We start from the raw sequence: 15,438 nt of genomic DNA, 5'->3' as shown, positions 1-15,438 counted from the left end.
GGGGGTGGTTCTCCTGTCGTGCCCTCTCAGGCTAACCCGACGAAGCGGGGCGTCTCACCCAAGGCTGACAGAGAGGGCAGGTGCTGGCGCCATAGCAGGTGGAGCACCGCTGCCCGTACCAGCTCCGGACGGTGGTGCGGGAAGGCCCGGAAGGCATCTCCGAGCGTCGCACCGTCCAGGTCGGTGCCACAGATCTCGGCGATCAGTTCAGGATCGAAGAGCCAGTCCCGTCGATAGCCGGCCAGGAACCGTACGTTCGTCAGCTCCACGTCGGGCGGCTCGCACCAGACCTGGAACTCCCACCCGCGGGACTCCACCACCTCCTTCATCCAACCGAAGGAGAAGGCCACCTTGGGTCGGCCCAGGAGCCGTCGGGGCTTGACGTCCACCACCAGCGGGACATCGCTGTCCCGAAGAATCAGGAAGTCAGGGATGTGCTGGCACGTCTTCCCGGCCACGTCGGCAGCAAGAAGGAACGGCTGAGCCAAGACGCCCTTCGTCTCCGGGGCGAAGTCCGCATAGAGCAGCCGCGTCAGCTCCAGTCGCGACTCATAGATCACGTGGCCGTGCATCGTCGACGACCAATACGTGCCCGAGTAGTGCCTCTGCCCGTGCCACCACCGGAACGTCCGCCATGGCACCACCGAACGAAACGCATCGACATGCAGCTGCGGTGACCAACGCTTCTCGTCGACCAGACCGTCCTGCTGCCGCAGGCGTACAGATACTTCCCCGATCACCTGGTGCACGCCCGACTCCCGCCCCCGCGCGCTGCCGCCAATCGATCAACACCATGGCAGGTAGTCACTATGCGGAGTAGAGACAAGCAGCATCTCCGCCGGAACAGGGGAACGCCAGCACATCTGTACGTCCAAGGGATGCAGCTCTCCCGTAGGGAGCTTTGACCTGCCTGGTTGCTGACCAGAGTTGGTTACTGGATCGTCGTGGTGTCGGGTGACGGCCATGGCCTCGTGGATGGAGAAGCTCCAGGGACTGCCCGCCCAGTAGCTGCACCAGCTAATCTCCCAGCAGAAAGGCGACAACACTGTGGGCCCGCCGTGCCATTGACCTTGACGGCATCGCCCGACTCGCCCAACCGCGCCCCCGTCAGCCACCGAGGCGCGAGGAACCCGACCACCAGCAGACGGAGGGGGAGCATGCGAGGTAGTGCGAAGCCCAAGTGCCAAAGATGCACCAGACAATCGTCACGCCTATGGACCATCGGCGGAAGACGGTTGTGCGAAAACTGCTATCGGGACTCATGCAGCCAGACGGACTGCAGCAGGCGAGCATCGACCGTATGGAGCCTCGGAGGGAAGCCGATCTGCCGACCTTGCTACCGGCAGGCAATGGCCAAACAGCAGCAGGAAGACCAGGAGCGGGCGCGTAAGCGCATAGCACGGCTGGAAGAAGAGCGTCACAAACGTCGGGAACGGGAAGCATCTGAGCCGCCGAAGGTGCGCAAGCCGGACCAGAAGCAGCGTGACGCGGTGAGATACCGCATCGTCCAGGCAACACCTAAGCCACAGGGCCGGGCTCACACTCCGCCCGGCCCGCTGCGCGAGTCCAAGCCCGCCTGGTGGGACTCTGCTGGCGGAGATCGCTGGTAGCCGCCGCGCCGCGCCCTTTACCGGACTGCCGACAGGTGTAGCCCTTTCCTCCACAAGAGCTACACCCACGTCCAACTCTCCTGTCCCCCGGGCCAGACATGGGCCACAAACGCCTGGAAAGGGACATCAGAAACTAGACGCTACAGTACGCCCCGATCAGCAGCCCCAGAAAAGCCCCGGAGATCAGGAACGGGCCGAACGGGATCGCCGTCTTGCGCCCCGCCCGCCGTACGACGACGAGGGCGCCGCCGTACAGCGCCCCGAGCAGGAAGCCGGCGAAGGTGCCGAGCATGAGGGTGGACCAGCCGTACCAGCCGAGGACCGCGCCCATGCCGAGGGCCAGCTTGACGTCGCCGAAGCCCATGCCGGAGGGGTTGATCAGGAAGAGGACGAAGTAGCCGCCGCCGAGGGCGAGGGCGCCGTAGAGGGCGGTGAGCCACTCGCCCGTGTGCTCGGGGACCTGGGCGACCACGCCGAGCAGCACGAGCGCGGCGGCCGCGAGCGGCAGGGTCAGGGGGTCCGGCAGCCGCTGGACCCGGAAGTCGACCACCGCGAGGAGCACACCGAGGGGGGCGAGGAGGAGCCAGACGCCCAGTTCGGGGCGGGTGCCGGTGGCGGCGCCGAGGGCGGCGCAGACGAGGGCGGTGGCGAGGGAGAGCGGGGCGACGCCGGAGCCGTATGCCGTCATGCAGCTCGTGCACCGGGCGCGCCCGAGCCAGCCGGGGACCGGATGCCCCTGCGGGCAGCCGTCCCGCCAGGGCTCGCCGGACGGGGCGGAGAAACGGTAGCCGGCGCGCGGCAGGAACGCGCCCGCCGCCGCACCCCAGAGTGCAGCGGCGATCACCAGGAGAAGGTCGGTCATCCGGCCGCGACGGCGCCGGAGCGCCAGTTCGGCAGCAGCTCGTCGAGCAGCGCCTCCGTGCGCGGCGGCAACCCGCGCGCCCCGCTGCGGGTGATGAGGTCGGCGGCCAGCGCCTGGAGCCGGGCGGTGTCGCCGGTGGCGTGGGTGGCGCGCAGCAGCTCGTGCCACAGGCGCTCGTCGGCGGGCGCGGAGTTCAGGGCCGCGGTGAGCGCCTCGATGGCCTTCTCCGCGCGGTCCTTCTCCAGGTGGAACGCGGACAGCGCGAGCCCGATGTCCGCGACCAGCAGCGGGAGCTGGGCGTCGATGATCTCGTGGGTGAGCCAGCGGTAGCGGCCCTCGGGCCGGTCGGCGAGGAGCGGCCCGCGCACCAGCACGAGCGCGTCGGTGAGCAGCCGCCCGCGGACCTGCCGGCTGTTGATGCCCCGCCCCTGGGTGGCCTCGTGGTAGAGCGAGCGCAGCACATCGAGGTCGGACACGACGGACTTGGCGAGCGTGAGCCGCCCGGTGGAGTCGGTGCGCAGCCGGGGGCTGCCGTCCGGGTCGGTGCCGAGCCAGGCGTGCAGCCGCTCCAGCAGCGCGTCGCGCACGTCCTCGGTGACGCCGCGCGGCCACAGCGCGGAGGACAGCACGCGCGGGTGCACGCCCTCGCGGTGCAGCAGCAGCAGCGCGAGCGCCTCGTGGAGCAGGGCGCTGCGGTCGCCGTCCGGGGTGTCGAGGCCGATGATCTCGTACGGGCCGACGAGCCGGGCGTAGACCGCGGGCCGCCCCTGCTCGCTGATGTCGACGAGGAACGGCGGGGTGTGGGCGGGACCGTCGGGGTTCTGGTCGGGGTCGGCCTGCACGAACAGCTCGACGACCGCCTGCTGTTGGGCGGTGGGCAGAAGCTGAGCTTCCAGCTCCAGACCGAGCAGGGGGGCGAGCAGCTTGCCCTGGCCGGTGATCTCCATCTCCCAGGAGGCGCCGGGCAGATCGCCGGTCTCGGTGCCGACGAGGTAGCCGATGCCGAGCCGGCTGGCGTCGGAGGCGAGTTCGGCGAGCTTGACGGCGTCCTCGGCGGAGGGCTGCGCGGCGAGCAGGACGAGATGCGGGGCCCAACGGGTGTGCTGGGCGGGCCCGGTGCGGCCGGTGAGCACGGAATCCTGACCGGCCGCGCCCAGCGCCCCGCGCCGCTGCCGGGTCTCGGCCTCCATGGTCTCGATGAGGTCGTCGATGCCGTCGAGGTGGCGGAGGCGGTTGGGGGCGAGGGGGGTGAGGTCCTGCCCGAATCCGACGAGCGTGATGGTCATGCGGTCGGACCACCCGTTGGTGGCGAGTTCGGCGGCGACGGACGCGAACACGGCGGCTCGGTCGGCCTCACGACCGCTCAGCGACACGATGCCCGGCACGGCCTCCAGGTTGAGCAGCAGCCGGGAGTCGTCCATGGTGCCGAGGCTGACGAGGCCGGGGTACGGGGCGGCGGTGTCTCCGTCCTCGTACCGTTCGGCATCGCTGCGGGCCAGCATCCAGAAGGTCTGGTCCTGCCCGAGCTGCCAGGGGGCGGGCGGCTTCCCGGCCGGCTGGGCGAGCTGCAGATGCAGATCGCCGTTGCTGAGCCAGGCGGCATACACGGTCGGCAGCGCGCGCGACTCCTCGGCGAGCGAGGCGGCGAGCCCGCGCAGGGAACGGTCCAGCAGCCGTACGCCTTCGGGGTCGGCGCCGACCAGGAGGGCGTCCTGGGCGTCGGCGGCGTCGCCGGTGGGCGTGGGGGGCTCCATACCGCGCCGGCCACCGACGGAACCGAGCGCCGACTGCCACATCGCCTGGCGGCGCCTGCGGCCGAGGGCGCCGAGGAGGCCGGCGGCGAGGAGGGGGGCGGTGAGGAGGGCTTCGGGGAGGCCGAAACCGTCGGACTGCGCGGTGGGGGTGGTGGCTTGAGGGGCCTGCTGCTGGTCCCCGGCGGGCTGCTGGTCGGGGGCGGGGCGCTGCTCGGGGAGGGAGACCTGGGAGGCGCCGCCGCCGCTGCCTTGAGCGCGATCGCCGCCGGTCTTGGCGTAATCGTGGATCTGCTGTTCCACTTCCGGCGAGACGTTGGGAGCCTCGTCGGGCATCTCGACAAGGTCGCCACCGCGCGCATCGCCCGGCATCTCCATGATCCAGCCCGGCCGGATGAGGCTGGCCTCGGACAGCTTGCTGCCGTCGGGCTGCACGCGGTCCTTGTTGAGCTGGTAGATCTCCTTGTACCGGCGGCCGTCGCCGAGGTGCCGTTCGGCGATCTCCCAGAGGGAGTCGTGGTGGCGGCCCTCGGGGGGCTGGATCCGGTAGTACTTCGTGTCGCCGTCCTTGGTGGTGCTCGGGGCCGCTTCCGCTTGGGACGCCTGCTCGGCGAGGGCGGCGGCGGTGGAGGCGGCCTGCTCCTGCTGCTGGGCGAAGAGTCCGCCGCCGGGGGTCTGTTGGGCGGCGGCGACGGTACCGCGCTGGTTGGTGTCCAGGCTCTGCCCGAGCTGGGAGAGCCCCGGGGTGAGGCTGGCGGCGGTGGCGCCGACGAGCAGCAGCGCGGCGACGAGCTGCCGGGCGAGAAGCTGGCTGGGCCCGGCGCCGGGTACGCGGCCAGGAACCCCGACGCCCGACAGCGCGGCCTTCATCTCGACGATCACACAGGCGGTGAACTGGGCCCAGGCGAGCCAGACGAAGAAGGTGAGGATGCCGAGGAAGGTGCCGACGCTGAGCTCGTTCGTCAGCCACTCCTGCGGGTCCCACGTACTGGGCACCGGCCACCCCAGCTGCGTGGCCAGCGCGCCCGGCACCCCGACGACCAGCACGAGCAGCGCGACGAACGCGAGGAACGCCTTGACGAAGTCCCCGAAGGAACGCCGGTGCACACGCACGGGCTGCGGGGTCCGGTTCCGCGGGGTGGTCGGGCTTCCCGTCGGGCTTCCCGTCGAACTTGGGCGTCGCGGCATGGGAGGTGTCCTGGGGTTGTGTTCAGCGGGGTGGGCGTGGTGGGTCTACTGAGCCTACAGAGATCTTATGGACTGGTCCGGGGGGCGTCGAAGGGCGGAGCCGAAGAGAACCGCGCGGGGGCCACCACCCGTCCGAAAAGCCCGAGTTGCCCTGCCGGTCACGGGGATCGCACCTCACTCCTCACATTCCCCACACAATCCCCTACTGCCGCTCAGGGGGTCTCTATTCGCGCTTGATAGCTTCGATGACCGGACCGCATGCAGTCGACACCAGGGGGAACTCCGTGGCCCGCCGCGCTCTGACCACCACCGCCACGACGCTGGCCGCGGCGCTTTTGCTTGGCGCCTGTGGTGGGGGCGGGGATTCGCCGGATGACATCAAGGGTGCGGACAAGGGGTCGGGCAGTCCATCCGCCACAGCTGCCGCGGACGACGCCGGCCCGGATCTGAGCCTGCCGAGCGATCTGAAGGTCGAGTTCGACGGAACGAAGCCATCGGACGCGCAGCACGCCGCCGCCCTGGAAAACGCGGAGAACTACATCCTGGCGCTGAACCACGGGATCACGGCCCAGGATCCCAAGGACCCGGCGTACCAGTTCTATTCGCTGGGCAGCGCCGCGAAGTATGCCCAGACGCAGATTCAGGCGTATGTGGACGGCGAGTGGACCGCGACCGGCACGGACAGCTACTACCAGGCCAAGACCGATGACGTCGCCAGCTCTGGAGGCGTGCTCGTCACGATGTGCCGGGACCAGGGCAAGTTCTACGGCAAGAACGTCAAGACGGAGAAGGTCAAGTACACGAAGCCGAGCCTGAACGACTACCAGGAGTTCCGCCTCCTCATGAAGCCGCCGCAGGGGGACCAGAAGATCTGGAAGGTCCTTCAGATCGAGGTGCAGGGCCGCGTGCAGGAGTGCAAGCGATGACGCGGGCGCGATCCGCTGTTCGCTGGTCGGCGGCGCTGACCGCCGCGGTCCTCCTGTACTCCGGCGGTACGACGTACGCCGCGGGCCCGACGGACAACACCAATGTGCCGCCCGCCGACGAACAGGGCGGCGGCACCGACGGCAAGGGCGGTTTGTCCGCCTCGGTCTCCAGCATCCGTATCAAGTACGTGAGCGGTGGGGACGGCGGCGGCAAGGAGGGCAATCTCGGCACCGTGGACCCCAACTGGAAGCCCCCCGCGTGCTGGTACGAGCCCGCCTTCACGCCCGCCCAGCTCAAGAGGTTCGTGGACACGGACGGCGGAGGCGATGTCGGCATCCACGAGTCGTGGTGGGGCAAGGAGTTGTGGACCGACCACTACCGGGACGGAAAACCGGCGGACAACTTCGACCTCAATTCACCGACCAACAGCGTCGCCGAGGGCTACGAGGACTACAACGAGGGCAAGGACGGCTACTTCTGGCGCGGTGTCGCTCCCGACGACAGCGACCCGGACTCCTGGGACTGCGGCCGGATCATGTTCTGGGTAGACGCCGGGGAAGTCCCGGACGACCCGAACTCCCCCACTCCTCAGACGCTCGCCGAATACGCCTACAACAAGGTGAAGGTCCCCGAGACGAAGGTGGAGCTGAAGCCTGCCGCCAAGTCCACGGTGAACCTTCCGACCTGGGTCTGGCTGGACAAGGGAACGTTCCAGGAGGTCAAGGTCCGTGCCGAGCTCCCCAACACCGGCCTGTGGGCGGAGACGACGGCCAAGCCGGTCGCCCTGCACCTGGAGCCGGGCACGGAGGACGCCGAGGTGTACCCCGCCTCCGGCGACTGCGAGATCAACGGCGACGGTTCGATCGGTACGCCGTACAAGGCGGGCAACGCCGACAAGACCCCGCCGTGCGGGATCCGCTACCTGCGGGCGACGAACGGACAGCCGTACCAGCTGAAGGCCTCGATCACCTGGGAGATCTCCTGGGAGGGAACGGGCGGCGCGAACGGCGACCTGCCCAACGGCACGTTCGAGACGACGCAGGACATGAATGTGCAGGAGATCCAGGCGATCAACCGCTGAGAGGGTCCTCGCCGAACAATTCCGTGAGGTCGGTCGCGAACGGCGCCCGTAGAGCCCATGCCCTTAGCTGGTCCGGGTCGGAGCAGGACGCTGTGATCGACCTGCACGCACCGGTCACGGCCGGGTCTCTCCGAACGGAACCGGTTCCGTGGCGATCACGTGCTGTACCTGCCAGCGGGCCTCCTCCCAGCGGGCGCGACGGTCCGCCTCTCTGCGGCCCGCGCCCGCCGCGGCGCGCTCGGCGTGCCAGCGGCCAACTCCGTCACCCCAGTGCGCCCGTGCGAACCGCGGCTCGATGACGAGGTGCACGGCTGCCGCTCTCCTGCTCAGGCGTCGTCCCACGGAATGCGCACCGGCTTGCGCTTCCACCACTCGCCGAGCTCGGCCTCGGGCCTGTCCTGCGCCGGGCGGACCCATGGGCGCAACGATCGCTCCGGATCCGGGACACTGGCAGCGCAAAACCGTGCGTCCAGGCGTTCCAGCAACTTCCCCAGGACGCCGTCGTGCACTTCCGGGGGCAGGGCGGACATCACATCCTGCAACCCGTCCCGAGAGTCCAGGTCGTTGTCGTAGGCGCTGATGGGGTAGAAGTCGTCGCTCGACCAGCCCGGCTCCATCCGGCGCACCAGTCGCTCCCACGACGCGAACCGGTCCGCCACCGAGTACACAGGGGCCGTCAGCTTCTCACGCAGGTGTGGTGCGACCCGCGCTCTCTCGACCTCCAGCCGCTGCGCATCGCACCGGGCGATCACTTCACGAACCGGTTCTGTCAGCTCGTCCCAGGCGGCCTTGGTCTCGGGTGCGGCCCAGAACACGTCGTAGGGTGCCCGCTTCTTGCCGCGCCGAGCCCGGCCGCCGTGTCCCGTTGAGCCTGTCACCCTCTCACTCCTTCAACTGCTTCATGAAGTACTCGTAACCACCATCGGGCTGCATGAAGGTTCCATTGTCTCCCTCGCGGATGAGCATGGTCCCTGTGGCATCGTCCCACCAGGCGAAACGAGGGATCCCCGACGGGGTGCTGCGCATTCGAATGCCTGGCGAGCCTGTCATCAGGTCCTCCAGGTGCTCGGGGACGTCCAGGTCGTCGACGCCCGGAATCCCGCGTTTCTTGATGTCGCCGTGTGCGGCGATCTTGTCGGCGATCAGCGGCAGATTGCCTGCCTGGCTTGCGGGATCGGCCTTTCCTATCTCGTAGAGGCCGAGCGGATCCGCCGAGAGCAGCGGATCGACGAAATAGAGGAATGGATTGGGCGAGGGGCCCAGACCGAGCGGGTCGGGGGTCGCGTAGCGAGCCGTCTCCGGGTCGTAGTAGCGGTGGAAGTTGTAGTGCAGACCGCTCTCGAAGTCGTAGTACTGACCAGGAAAGCGCAGCGGCGTGTACGCACTGTTGCCCCCGCGCCAAGCGGTGATGCCCCACAGGGTGCTGCGCCCCTGCCAGGCGATGTGGCCGTCCTCGTCAACCAGTTCGGTGGGGGTGCCGACCAGGTCCGTGACGATGGCGAAGAAACGTGTGTCGATCTCCTCGTGGGAAGCGCCGAGGAGCCGCTCGATCTGGGTGATGGGCCGTTCCCCGTCATGGTCCCAGGACACCGCCACGGCATGCGGGCGTGCGGAGCCGGTAGTGATCTCTTCGCAGAGGGTGGCCCCGTCCCAGGTGAAGTCGGTCTGCTCCACCACAGTGGTGCCGTCGGCTTCCAGCCGCTGTTTGGCTGTGCGGCGGCCCATCGGGTCGTACCGGTACCGCCAGACCGTGCCGTCAGGGGTGCGGACGGACCTCAGCCGGTCCTCAGCGTCCCAGGTGTAGATCCACGTCTCCGGCTTGCGGGAGAGACGGCTACGGTGCCGCCGCACCAGCCGCCCCTGCTCGTCGTAGACGTAGCGGGTGGCACCGGCCCGGAGTAGTCGGGTGCCTTCGAGGTCGCGGCGGCCCGCCGAGCCCTGACCGGGATGCCGGTCCGGCCAGGCCGCCACTGTCTGTGAGCCGTCGGCGCCGTATGCGTAGGACTCCGTCCAGCCCTCGGCACGAATACCGGTCGTGCGACCGGCCCCGTCCAGCTCGAACGCGCGGTGCTCGCCATTCGGCCCGTCGACCCCGATGAGGTGTCCGTCGGCGCGGTATCGGTACGAACGATCGTGCACCGTACGTCCGTCGCCGGTGACGACGGACTGCGCCGCGACCCTTCCGGCGCTGTCATAGGCACTCGCCAGCGACAGGTTGTCGTTCACACCGAGGGACAGGAGCTGCCGTGCCGCGTCGTGCTCAAAGGCCAGTGCGCGGCCGGCGATGTGCATCCGGGCGCGATCACCACGGCCGTCGTAGGTCCACGCGCTAGCCGCACCGGTGGGTGTGGTGCGGCTCAGTGGCCGGCCTGCGGCGTCGTAGCTGAAGGTGCTGGTACGGCCGTTGACCGTCTCCGAGAGCAGCCGCCCTGCCGGGTCACGCACCAACGTCACCGTCGCGTCCGGGCCTTCGGCCATGCACAGCCGGTCGTTCAGGTCATAGGTGTACGTGCTGACCGCGCCGTCCGCGTCCTTGCCGACCATGCGCCCGAACACGTCCCGGGTCATGCGGACCGTCTGCCCGAGGGCGTTGGTACGCGCGATGACCTGGCCCTTGGCGTCATGACGATAGGTCTGGGTACGGCCGTCGAAGTCGGTCTCCGCGACGAGCCGTCCGGCTACGTCGTACTCGTAGCTCCAGCGTCGTCCGTCCGATCGGCTCACACCGAGCAGCCGCAGCGAGGGGTCGTACTCGAAGCAGTGGCGAGCGCCGTCGGGTGAGGTGCGCGCCGCGAGCAGGTTGAAATGGGTGTACTCGAACCGGGTTACGGCGCCCATGGCGTCGGTGTGGCTGATCCGGTTGCCCTCGCCGTCGTACGTCCACACCTCCGCCGCCCCGTCCGGCTCGGTCCGCCGCAGCAGTTCGCCGTCGGCGCCCCATTCCATGCGGGTCGTACGGCCCAGTGGATCGGTGACGGCCGTGACTCGGCCGAAGGCATCGTGGGCGTAGCGGGTCACGCCGCCCAAGGAGTCGGTGACGTGCTCGGCAAGCCCAGTCGCGTCGCACCGGACCTGGGTGTCCACTCCCGTGGGATCGGTGACCGAAGACAGGTGACCGGCGTCGTCATACGTGTACCTGGTCGTGGCACCTCCGGGCTTGACGACCGTGACGCAGTTGCCGCGTCTGTCGTATTCCCTGCGCAGGACCTGAGCGTCGGGGCGCGTGATGGCGAACAGATTGCCCTGGGCGTCGTACTCGGCTTGGATCGTCGTACCGTCCGGACGTGTGGCGCTCAGGAGACGGCCGAGGTCGTCGAACGTCCAGTGGGTGGAGTGCCCCAGTTCGTCCGTCCAGGACGTCAGTTGATGGTGCTTGTTCCAGATGCTGTGGGTCGTGCCGCCGAGCGGGTCGATCTCCGCGACGATCTGGCAGTTGTCGTTGACGACGAATCTGCTGACGGCACCCTCGGCGGTGGTGACTCTGGTGATCCGGGCGCCGGCCCAGGCGGCGTCGGTGCTGTCGTAGTCGAGCGTGAGGCTGAGGTGCCCGGCCTCGCCGCCCTCGGCCACGCAACGGTCCGCGGCGTCGTACGTGTACGAGTAGCTACGGCCGTTGCGGTCGGTCCAGGACGTGATGCGCTGTCGGTCGTCGTAGGTGAGGCTCATCTCCGCACCGCCGGCGTTCCCGACCGCGGTGAGCAGACCCTCTGCATAGCCGTAGCTGCGCAGTGTGACGTCCGCGCCGTCCTCGCCCGCGCCGGTCAGACGCAGCGCCGTGACGCGTCCGTCGTCGACGGTCAGCTTGAGGTGATACCCGCCGGAATGCCGAATGGCGAGCGGAGTTCCCTCACTCGTGTAGTCGAACTCAATGGCATCACCGTTGCGGTCGGCGATCCGCTCCAGGAGGGCGACACCGTCGACAGGCGCGCCGAAACTGCGGTTCAGGCCAGTGAGGGGATCGTCGACGCGATAACCGCCGTCGTCGAGCCGGGTCAGCCGCATACGCGGTCCAGCCTCTGGAAGCACCGGATCCTGCGAGTCGGCCGGGTGAGGAAAGGCGAGGAGCAGCCCGTCCTCGGTCACGAACACGACTCCGTGCTCGTCGACCTCCAGACGTTGGTCGACAGTGGAAGCCCAGTTGGGGCCGAACCACCAGCCACAGCGGTAGTCCGAGGCGGCACGGCGGGTAAAGCTGAGCGGCAGACTGCCGGGCAGGGTGACATCGGTCTCCGGCAAGAACATGATGCCGGTGGCCATGTCGATCGGGTCGCTACCCTTGGAGCGGACCGCGTTCTTGGCACGGTTGTAGGCCCCCTTGGCCCCGTCCGCGATGGCCGTGCGCGCGTTCTTGCCCAGGCCGCGCAGGGCCAGCCCCATGCCCTTCAGGCCGCCCTTGATCCCCTTCACCGCCGCCATGCCGCCCTTGAGCCCCTTGGCGAGTCCGCCGAGCGTGGTGAGCCCCTTCATGCCGGGTATGCAGTCCAGGGCCGCGAGTCCGACGTCCCACAGGGACGCACGGCCCTGGGAGTACTTGTAGAGCGTGTCGGCGAGCACGACGAGCGCCGCGACCAGCACGATCGCGCCGAGGATGGGCCCGCCGATGATCATCGCGATCACGCCCACGACCGCGACGACGACCTTGGCCACGGCGACGATGGTGTCCCAGTTGTCGACGAACCAGTCGCCGATGTCCTCCCACCACGACCGGTTCTGGATCCCGGCGTCCGACGCCTCGTCGATCTTCGTCTTCGCGGTCCTGGCAGCCTCCTCGCGCATCTTGCGCGCGTCCTCGGCCATCTTCTTCGCCGCGTCCAACGCACCCTGCGCGTCCGCGACATCCCCGCGGGCATTGGCCTGCGCGCTCTCCGCCTGCTGCACATCCCGGGTCGCGGCACGGACCTTCGCCTCGTCCGGCTTGTCGGCGGACTTACTTCCCGTCGGATCGTCCTTGTACTTGTCCGCCTCCTTGCCGGCCCGCGTCACCCACGAATCGGCAGTGGAGAGACGGGACTTGGCCGACGACAGATCCGCCTGCGCCTCACGCCCCCTCGCCAGCGCCCGGTCCGCCAGCGCCTGCGCCCGCTCCAGCTTCGGCCAGTAATCCGCCAGCGCATCGCCGCACATCTCGTACGACGTCTTCAGCTTCTTCAGATTCTTCGGGACATCGGCGAAGTCCTCCTTGAACACATCCGCCGACTTGCCCGCCCACTCGGCGAGAGCGCCCTCCCCGGCCATGCCCTTGACCAACCGCAGCGCATCGGAGACGTCGTCCGCGAAGTCGTGCAGCTTCTTGGCCAGTTGACGGACCTGCTGCGGGTCCCCGGGCACCGGATCCTTGTCCAGGTCCAGGACATGCCAATCCGTGGGCCGATGCCCCGCCATACCGCAACCCCCGTCACGTGCGCATCACCAACAACCGTATGCACACGTGAACATACAAGGCACAGCAGTTCGAGGCGAAGTTTCCCCACACAATCCCCTACGGCCGCTCAGGGGCTCTCTACTCGCGGGTTGATAGCGTCGTTGCCGCTTGCAGTCGACACCAGGGGGAACTCCGTGACCCGCCGCACTCTGACCACCACCGCCGCGACGCTGGCCGCGGCGCTATTGCTCTCCGCCTGTGGCGGGGGCGGCGATGACTCGCCGGATGACATCAAGGGTGCCGATACGGGCACAGGCAGTCCATCGCCTACGGCGTCGGCGGCGGCCGACGTGGAGCGGCCCGACGTAAGCCTGCCGAAGGACCTGAAGCTGGTCTTCGACTTCGAGAAGCCGGCGGATGCGGATGAGGCGGCGGCGCTCGATGACGCCGCGAACTACATCCGAGCGCTCAACTACGGCATCACCGAGCAGGACCCGGAGGACCCCGCGTACAAGTTCTACTCGGGCGCCGGCGCGGCCCGTTATGCGAAGTCGCAGATCGAGTCGTACGTGGACGGCGGCTGGACCGTCACCGGCGAGGACCGCTACTACCGGGCCGAGACCGACGCGGCCGGTGGGTCGAAGGCGGCCAAGACCGTCCTCGTCACGTTCTGCGAGGACCAGTCCAAGGCCTACGGCAAGGAAGTGAAGACCGGGAAGGTCCAGCGCACCGAGGAGAGCCTGGCCAGCTACCAGAAGTTCAGCATCCTCATGGCCTCGCAGCAGGACTCACCGGTGTGGCGCGCGCAGCAGATCACCGTCGCGGGTAAGGCTGAGGAATGCCGAGGCTGATGCCGTCCGGACGCGTCAGGTGGGCCGTGGCCCTGGCCGCGGGGTCCGTGCTCTGGACCGCGGGCACGGCACACGCCGACAAGCCCGTGGGCGGCACCACGCCGGGCCCCTCCGAGAAGCCGACCGGCGACGCGGACGGCCGTACCCTTCTCGCCTCCGTCTCCCAGTCCCGTATCCAGATCACCCATTCCGGTGGCGGAACCGAGCAGGGCTCGATGGACGAGCTGACCTCGGTCGACCCCAACTGGGAGCCGCCGGTGTGCTGGTACGAGCCGGTCTTCACGCCCCAGGCGCTGAAGTCCGCGGTCGAGGACCTGGAGAAGAACGGTGGTCTGGGCGCCGTGAACGCCCATGAGTGGTGGACGTCCGGCATCTTCGTCGACCACTACGACAAGGGTGAGGCGCAGGACAACTTCGATCTCAACTCGCCGACGAGCAGCACCGCTGAGGGCTACAAGAACTACAACATCGGCAAGGACGGCATGTTCTGGCGCAGCGTGGTCCGCAAGGGCCGCGAGAGCGACATCAAGGCGTGGGACTGCGGCCGCATCATGTTCTGGCAGGACGCCGGCACGATCCCGGACGACGAGAACGCGCCGACGCCGGAGACGCTGGCCGCGTACGCCTACGCCAAGATCCAAGTGCCCAAGACCGACGTCGAGTTGAAGCCGGCGGCGAAGTCGACGGTCAACCTGCCGACCTGGGTGTGGCTGGACAAGGGCACGTTCAAGGAGGTCTCGGTGCGCGCCGAGCTCCCTGGGACCGGCATCTGGGCGGAGACAACGGCCAAGCCGGTTGCCCTGCACCTGGAGCCGGGCACGGAGGACGCCGAGGTGTACCCCGCCTCCGGCGACTGCGAGATCAGCGGCGACGGCTCGATCGGTACGCCGTACAAGGCGGGCAACGCCGACAAGACGCCGCCGTGCGGGATCCGCTACCTGCGTGCGACGAACGGACAGCCGTACCAGCTGAAGGCCTCGATCACCTGGGAGATCTCCTGGGAGGGAACGGGCGGCGCGAACGGCGACCTGCCCAACGGCACGTTCGAGACGACGCAGGACATGAACGTGCAGGAGATCCAGGCGATCAACCGCTGAGAGGGTCCTCGCCGAACAATTCCGTGAGGTCGGTCGCGAACGGCACCCGTAGAGCCCATGCCCTTGGCTGGTCCGGGTCGGAGCAGGCGTTCACGCGGGCGTGGATCTCATCCGTGGTCTCCAATGGGCTCATCCCGCCAGCACCAGCTCGGCGAGCCTCTCCGGGGGCCAGTCGTCCTCGGCGGTCGTCTCGACGTAGGCCCGCAGGAAGACGGGGTGACCGAAGAGGAGCGTGAGCGGGCACGTGGATTCGTCATCGCATTCGTGCGACGAGCTACGCCGTGGCAAGGTCACACCACACATACTTACCGCGGTTGCCGTCCCGGGACAGCGGCTGCCATCCCCATACGTCGGCACAGGCCCGCACGAGAGCCAGCCCTCGCCCCTCCTCCGACTCACCGCCCAACCGCTCCCACTTCTCCGGCGGATCGGGAGGCGCGGGGTCGGCGTCCCACGCGCCGATACGGAGCACCCCGGCCGATCAGCGGACGCGTAGCGCCGCGGGCCCTTTCGTGTGTCTTACGGAATTGGAGACCAGCTCCGCGCCGACCAACTCGGCGGTGTCGACCAGGCGGATCAGGCCGTGCATGGTGAGGATCAGGCGGAGGGTGCGGCGGCAGATGGTGACTGCTCGGGGGTCGTGGGGGATGTAGAGGGTGTACTCCCAGGGCTCGCTTTCTGGCATGGGTGAACTCCTGTCGGGGAGAGG

11 protein-coding genes and 1 pseudogene are annotated in these 15,438 nt (G+C 68.8%); 4 read left to right on the top strand and 8 right to left on the bottom strand.

Translation table 11 applies throughout. From position 1 onward, the window contains the following. Positions 1 to 26 precede the first annotated feature (26 nt). The 3 genes from RMT89_RS34500 to RMT89_RS34490 all read right to left on the bottom strand — a co-directional run bounded on the left by RMT89_RS34500 (position 27) and on the right by RMT89_RS34490 (position 5,411). On the bottom strand, positions 27 to 749 hold the full coding sequence (locus RMT89_RS34500; RefSeq protein WP_315887689.1) for a TnsA-like heteromeric transposase endonuclease subunit: 723 nt from the start codon (positions 747 to 749) through the stop codon (positions 27 to 29). A gap of 994 nt (positions 750 to 1,743) precedes the next feature. Continuing rightward, complete coding sequence (locus tag RMT89_RS34495; RefSeq protein ID WP_315887688.1) at positions 1,744 to 2,472, bottom strand: A24 family peptidase; 729 nt, start codon at positions 2,470 to 2,472, stop codon at positions 1,744 to 1,746. Next, positions 2,469 to 5,411, bottom strand: coding sequence for a BTAD domain-containing putative transcriptional regulator (locus RMT89_RS34490; protein WP_315887687.1), 2,943 nt, complete (start codon positions 5,409 to 5,411; stop codon positions 2,469 to 2,471). The genes RMT89_RS34495 and RMT89_RS34490 overlap by 4 nt, the downstream gene beginning before the upstream one ends. Before the next feature lie 284 nt (positions 5,412 to 5,695). Between RMT89_RS34490 and RMT89_RS34485 the strand changes: the two genes are divergently transcribed. Both RMT89_RS34485 and RMT89_RS34480 read left to right on the top strand, forming a co-directional pair. Then, positions 5,696 to 6,337 (top strand): hypothetical protein, encoded by a 642-nt coding sequence (locus RMT89_RS34485; RefSeq protein WP_315887686.1) that lies wholly within the window; start codon positions 5,696 to 5,698, stop codon positions 6,335 to 6,337. Continuing rightward, positions 6,334 to 7,419 carry a hypothetical protein gene (locus RMT89_RS34480; protein WP_315887685.1) on the top strand — a complete coding sequence of 362 codons (1,086 nt, stop codon included), beginning with the start codon at positions 6,334 to 6,336 and terminating at the stop codon, positions 7,417 to 7,419. The genes RMT89_RS34485 and RMT89_RS34480 overlap by 4 nt, the downstream gene beginning before the upstream one ends. A 114-nt stretch (positions 7,420 to 7,533) precedes the next feature. Here RMT89_RS34480 and RMT89_RS34475 read toward each other — a convergent pair whose 3' ends face one another. From RMT89_RS34475 to RMT89_RS34465, 3 genes are read right to left on the bottom strand one after another with little or no spacing between them, the layout of a single operon-like run. Then, complete coding sequence (locus tag RMT89_RS34475) at positions 7,534 to 7,728, bottom strand: hypothetical protein (RefSeq protein WP_315887684.1); 195 nt, start codon at positions 7,726 to 7,728, stop codon at positions 7,534 to 7,536. A gap of 17 nt (positions 7,729 to 7,745) precedes the next feature. Continuing rightward, positions 7,746 to 8,297 (bottom strand): hypothetical protein, encoded by a 552-nt coding sequence (locus RMT89_RS34470; RefSeq protein ID WP_315887683.1) that lies wholly within the window; start codon positions 8,295 to 8,297, stop codon positions 7,746 to 7,748. Positions 8,298 to 8,301: 4 nt separating this feature from the next. Next, a complete protein-coding gene (locus tag RMT89_RS34465) occupies positions 8,302 to 12,801 on the bottom strand; it encodes a DUF6531 domain-containing protein (RefSeq protein WP_315887682.1) in 4,500 nt (1,499 codons plus the stop codon). A 174-nt stretch (positions 12,802 to 12,975) separates the two neighbouring features. On the opposite strand from RMT89_RS34465, the gene RMT89_RS34460 reads away from it, so the two are divergent. Together RMT89_RS34460 and RMT89_RS34455 are read left to right on the top strand one after the other, a co-directional pair. After that, on the top strand, positions 12,976 to 13,632 hold the full coding sequence (locus RMT89_RS34460) for a hypothetical protein (RefSeq protein ID WP_315887681.1): 657 nt from the start codon (positions 12,976 to 12,978) through the stop codon (positions 13,630 to 13,632). Then, the gene (locus tag RMT89_RS34455) at positions 13,632 to 14,729 is read left to right on the top strand and encodes a hypothetical protein (RefSeq protein WP_315887680.1); all 1,098 of its coding nucleotides are present in this window, start codon (positions 13,632 to 13,634) and stop codon (positions 14,727 to 14,729) included. Before RMT89_RS34460 ends, RMT89_RS34455 begins: the two co-directional genes overlap by 1 nt. A gap of 129 nt (positions 14,730 to 14,858) precedes the next feature. Here the strand turns inward: RMT89_RS34455 and RMT89_RS34450 are convergent, their stop codons facing one another. After that, a complete protein-coding gene (locus RMT89_RS34450) occupies positions 14,859 to 15,017 on the bottom strand; it encodes a hypothetical protein (protein ID WP_315887679.1) in 159 nt (52 codons plus the stop codon). Beyond that, a pseudogene (locus RMT89_RS34445) lies at positions 15,004 to 15,414 on the bottom strand (ATP-binding protein). The gene RMT89_RS34450 and the pseudogene RMT89_RS34445 overlap by 14 nt, the downstream one beginning before the upstream one ends. Positions 15,415 to 15,438 lie beyond the last annotated feature (24 nt).

The sequence above is a fragment of the Streptomyces sp. P17 genome (assembly GCF_032436805.1).
GTDB lineage: Bacteria > Actinomycetota > Actinomycetes > Streptomycetales > Streptomycetaceae > Streptomyces.
The sequence above is the reverse complement of the archived record's forward strand: the minus strand, read 5'-3'. Positions and strand labels throughout refer to the sequence as shown.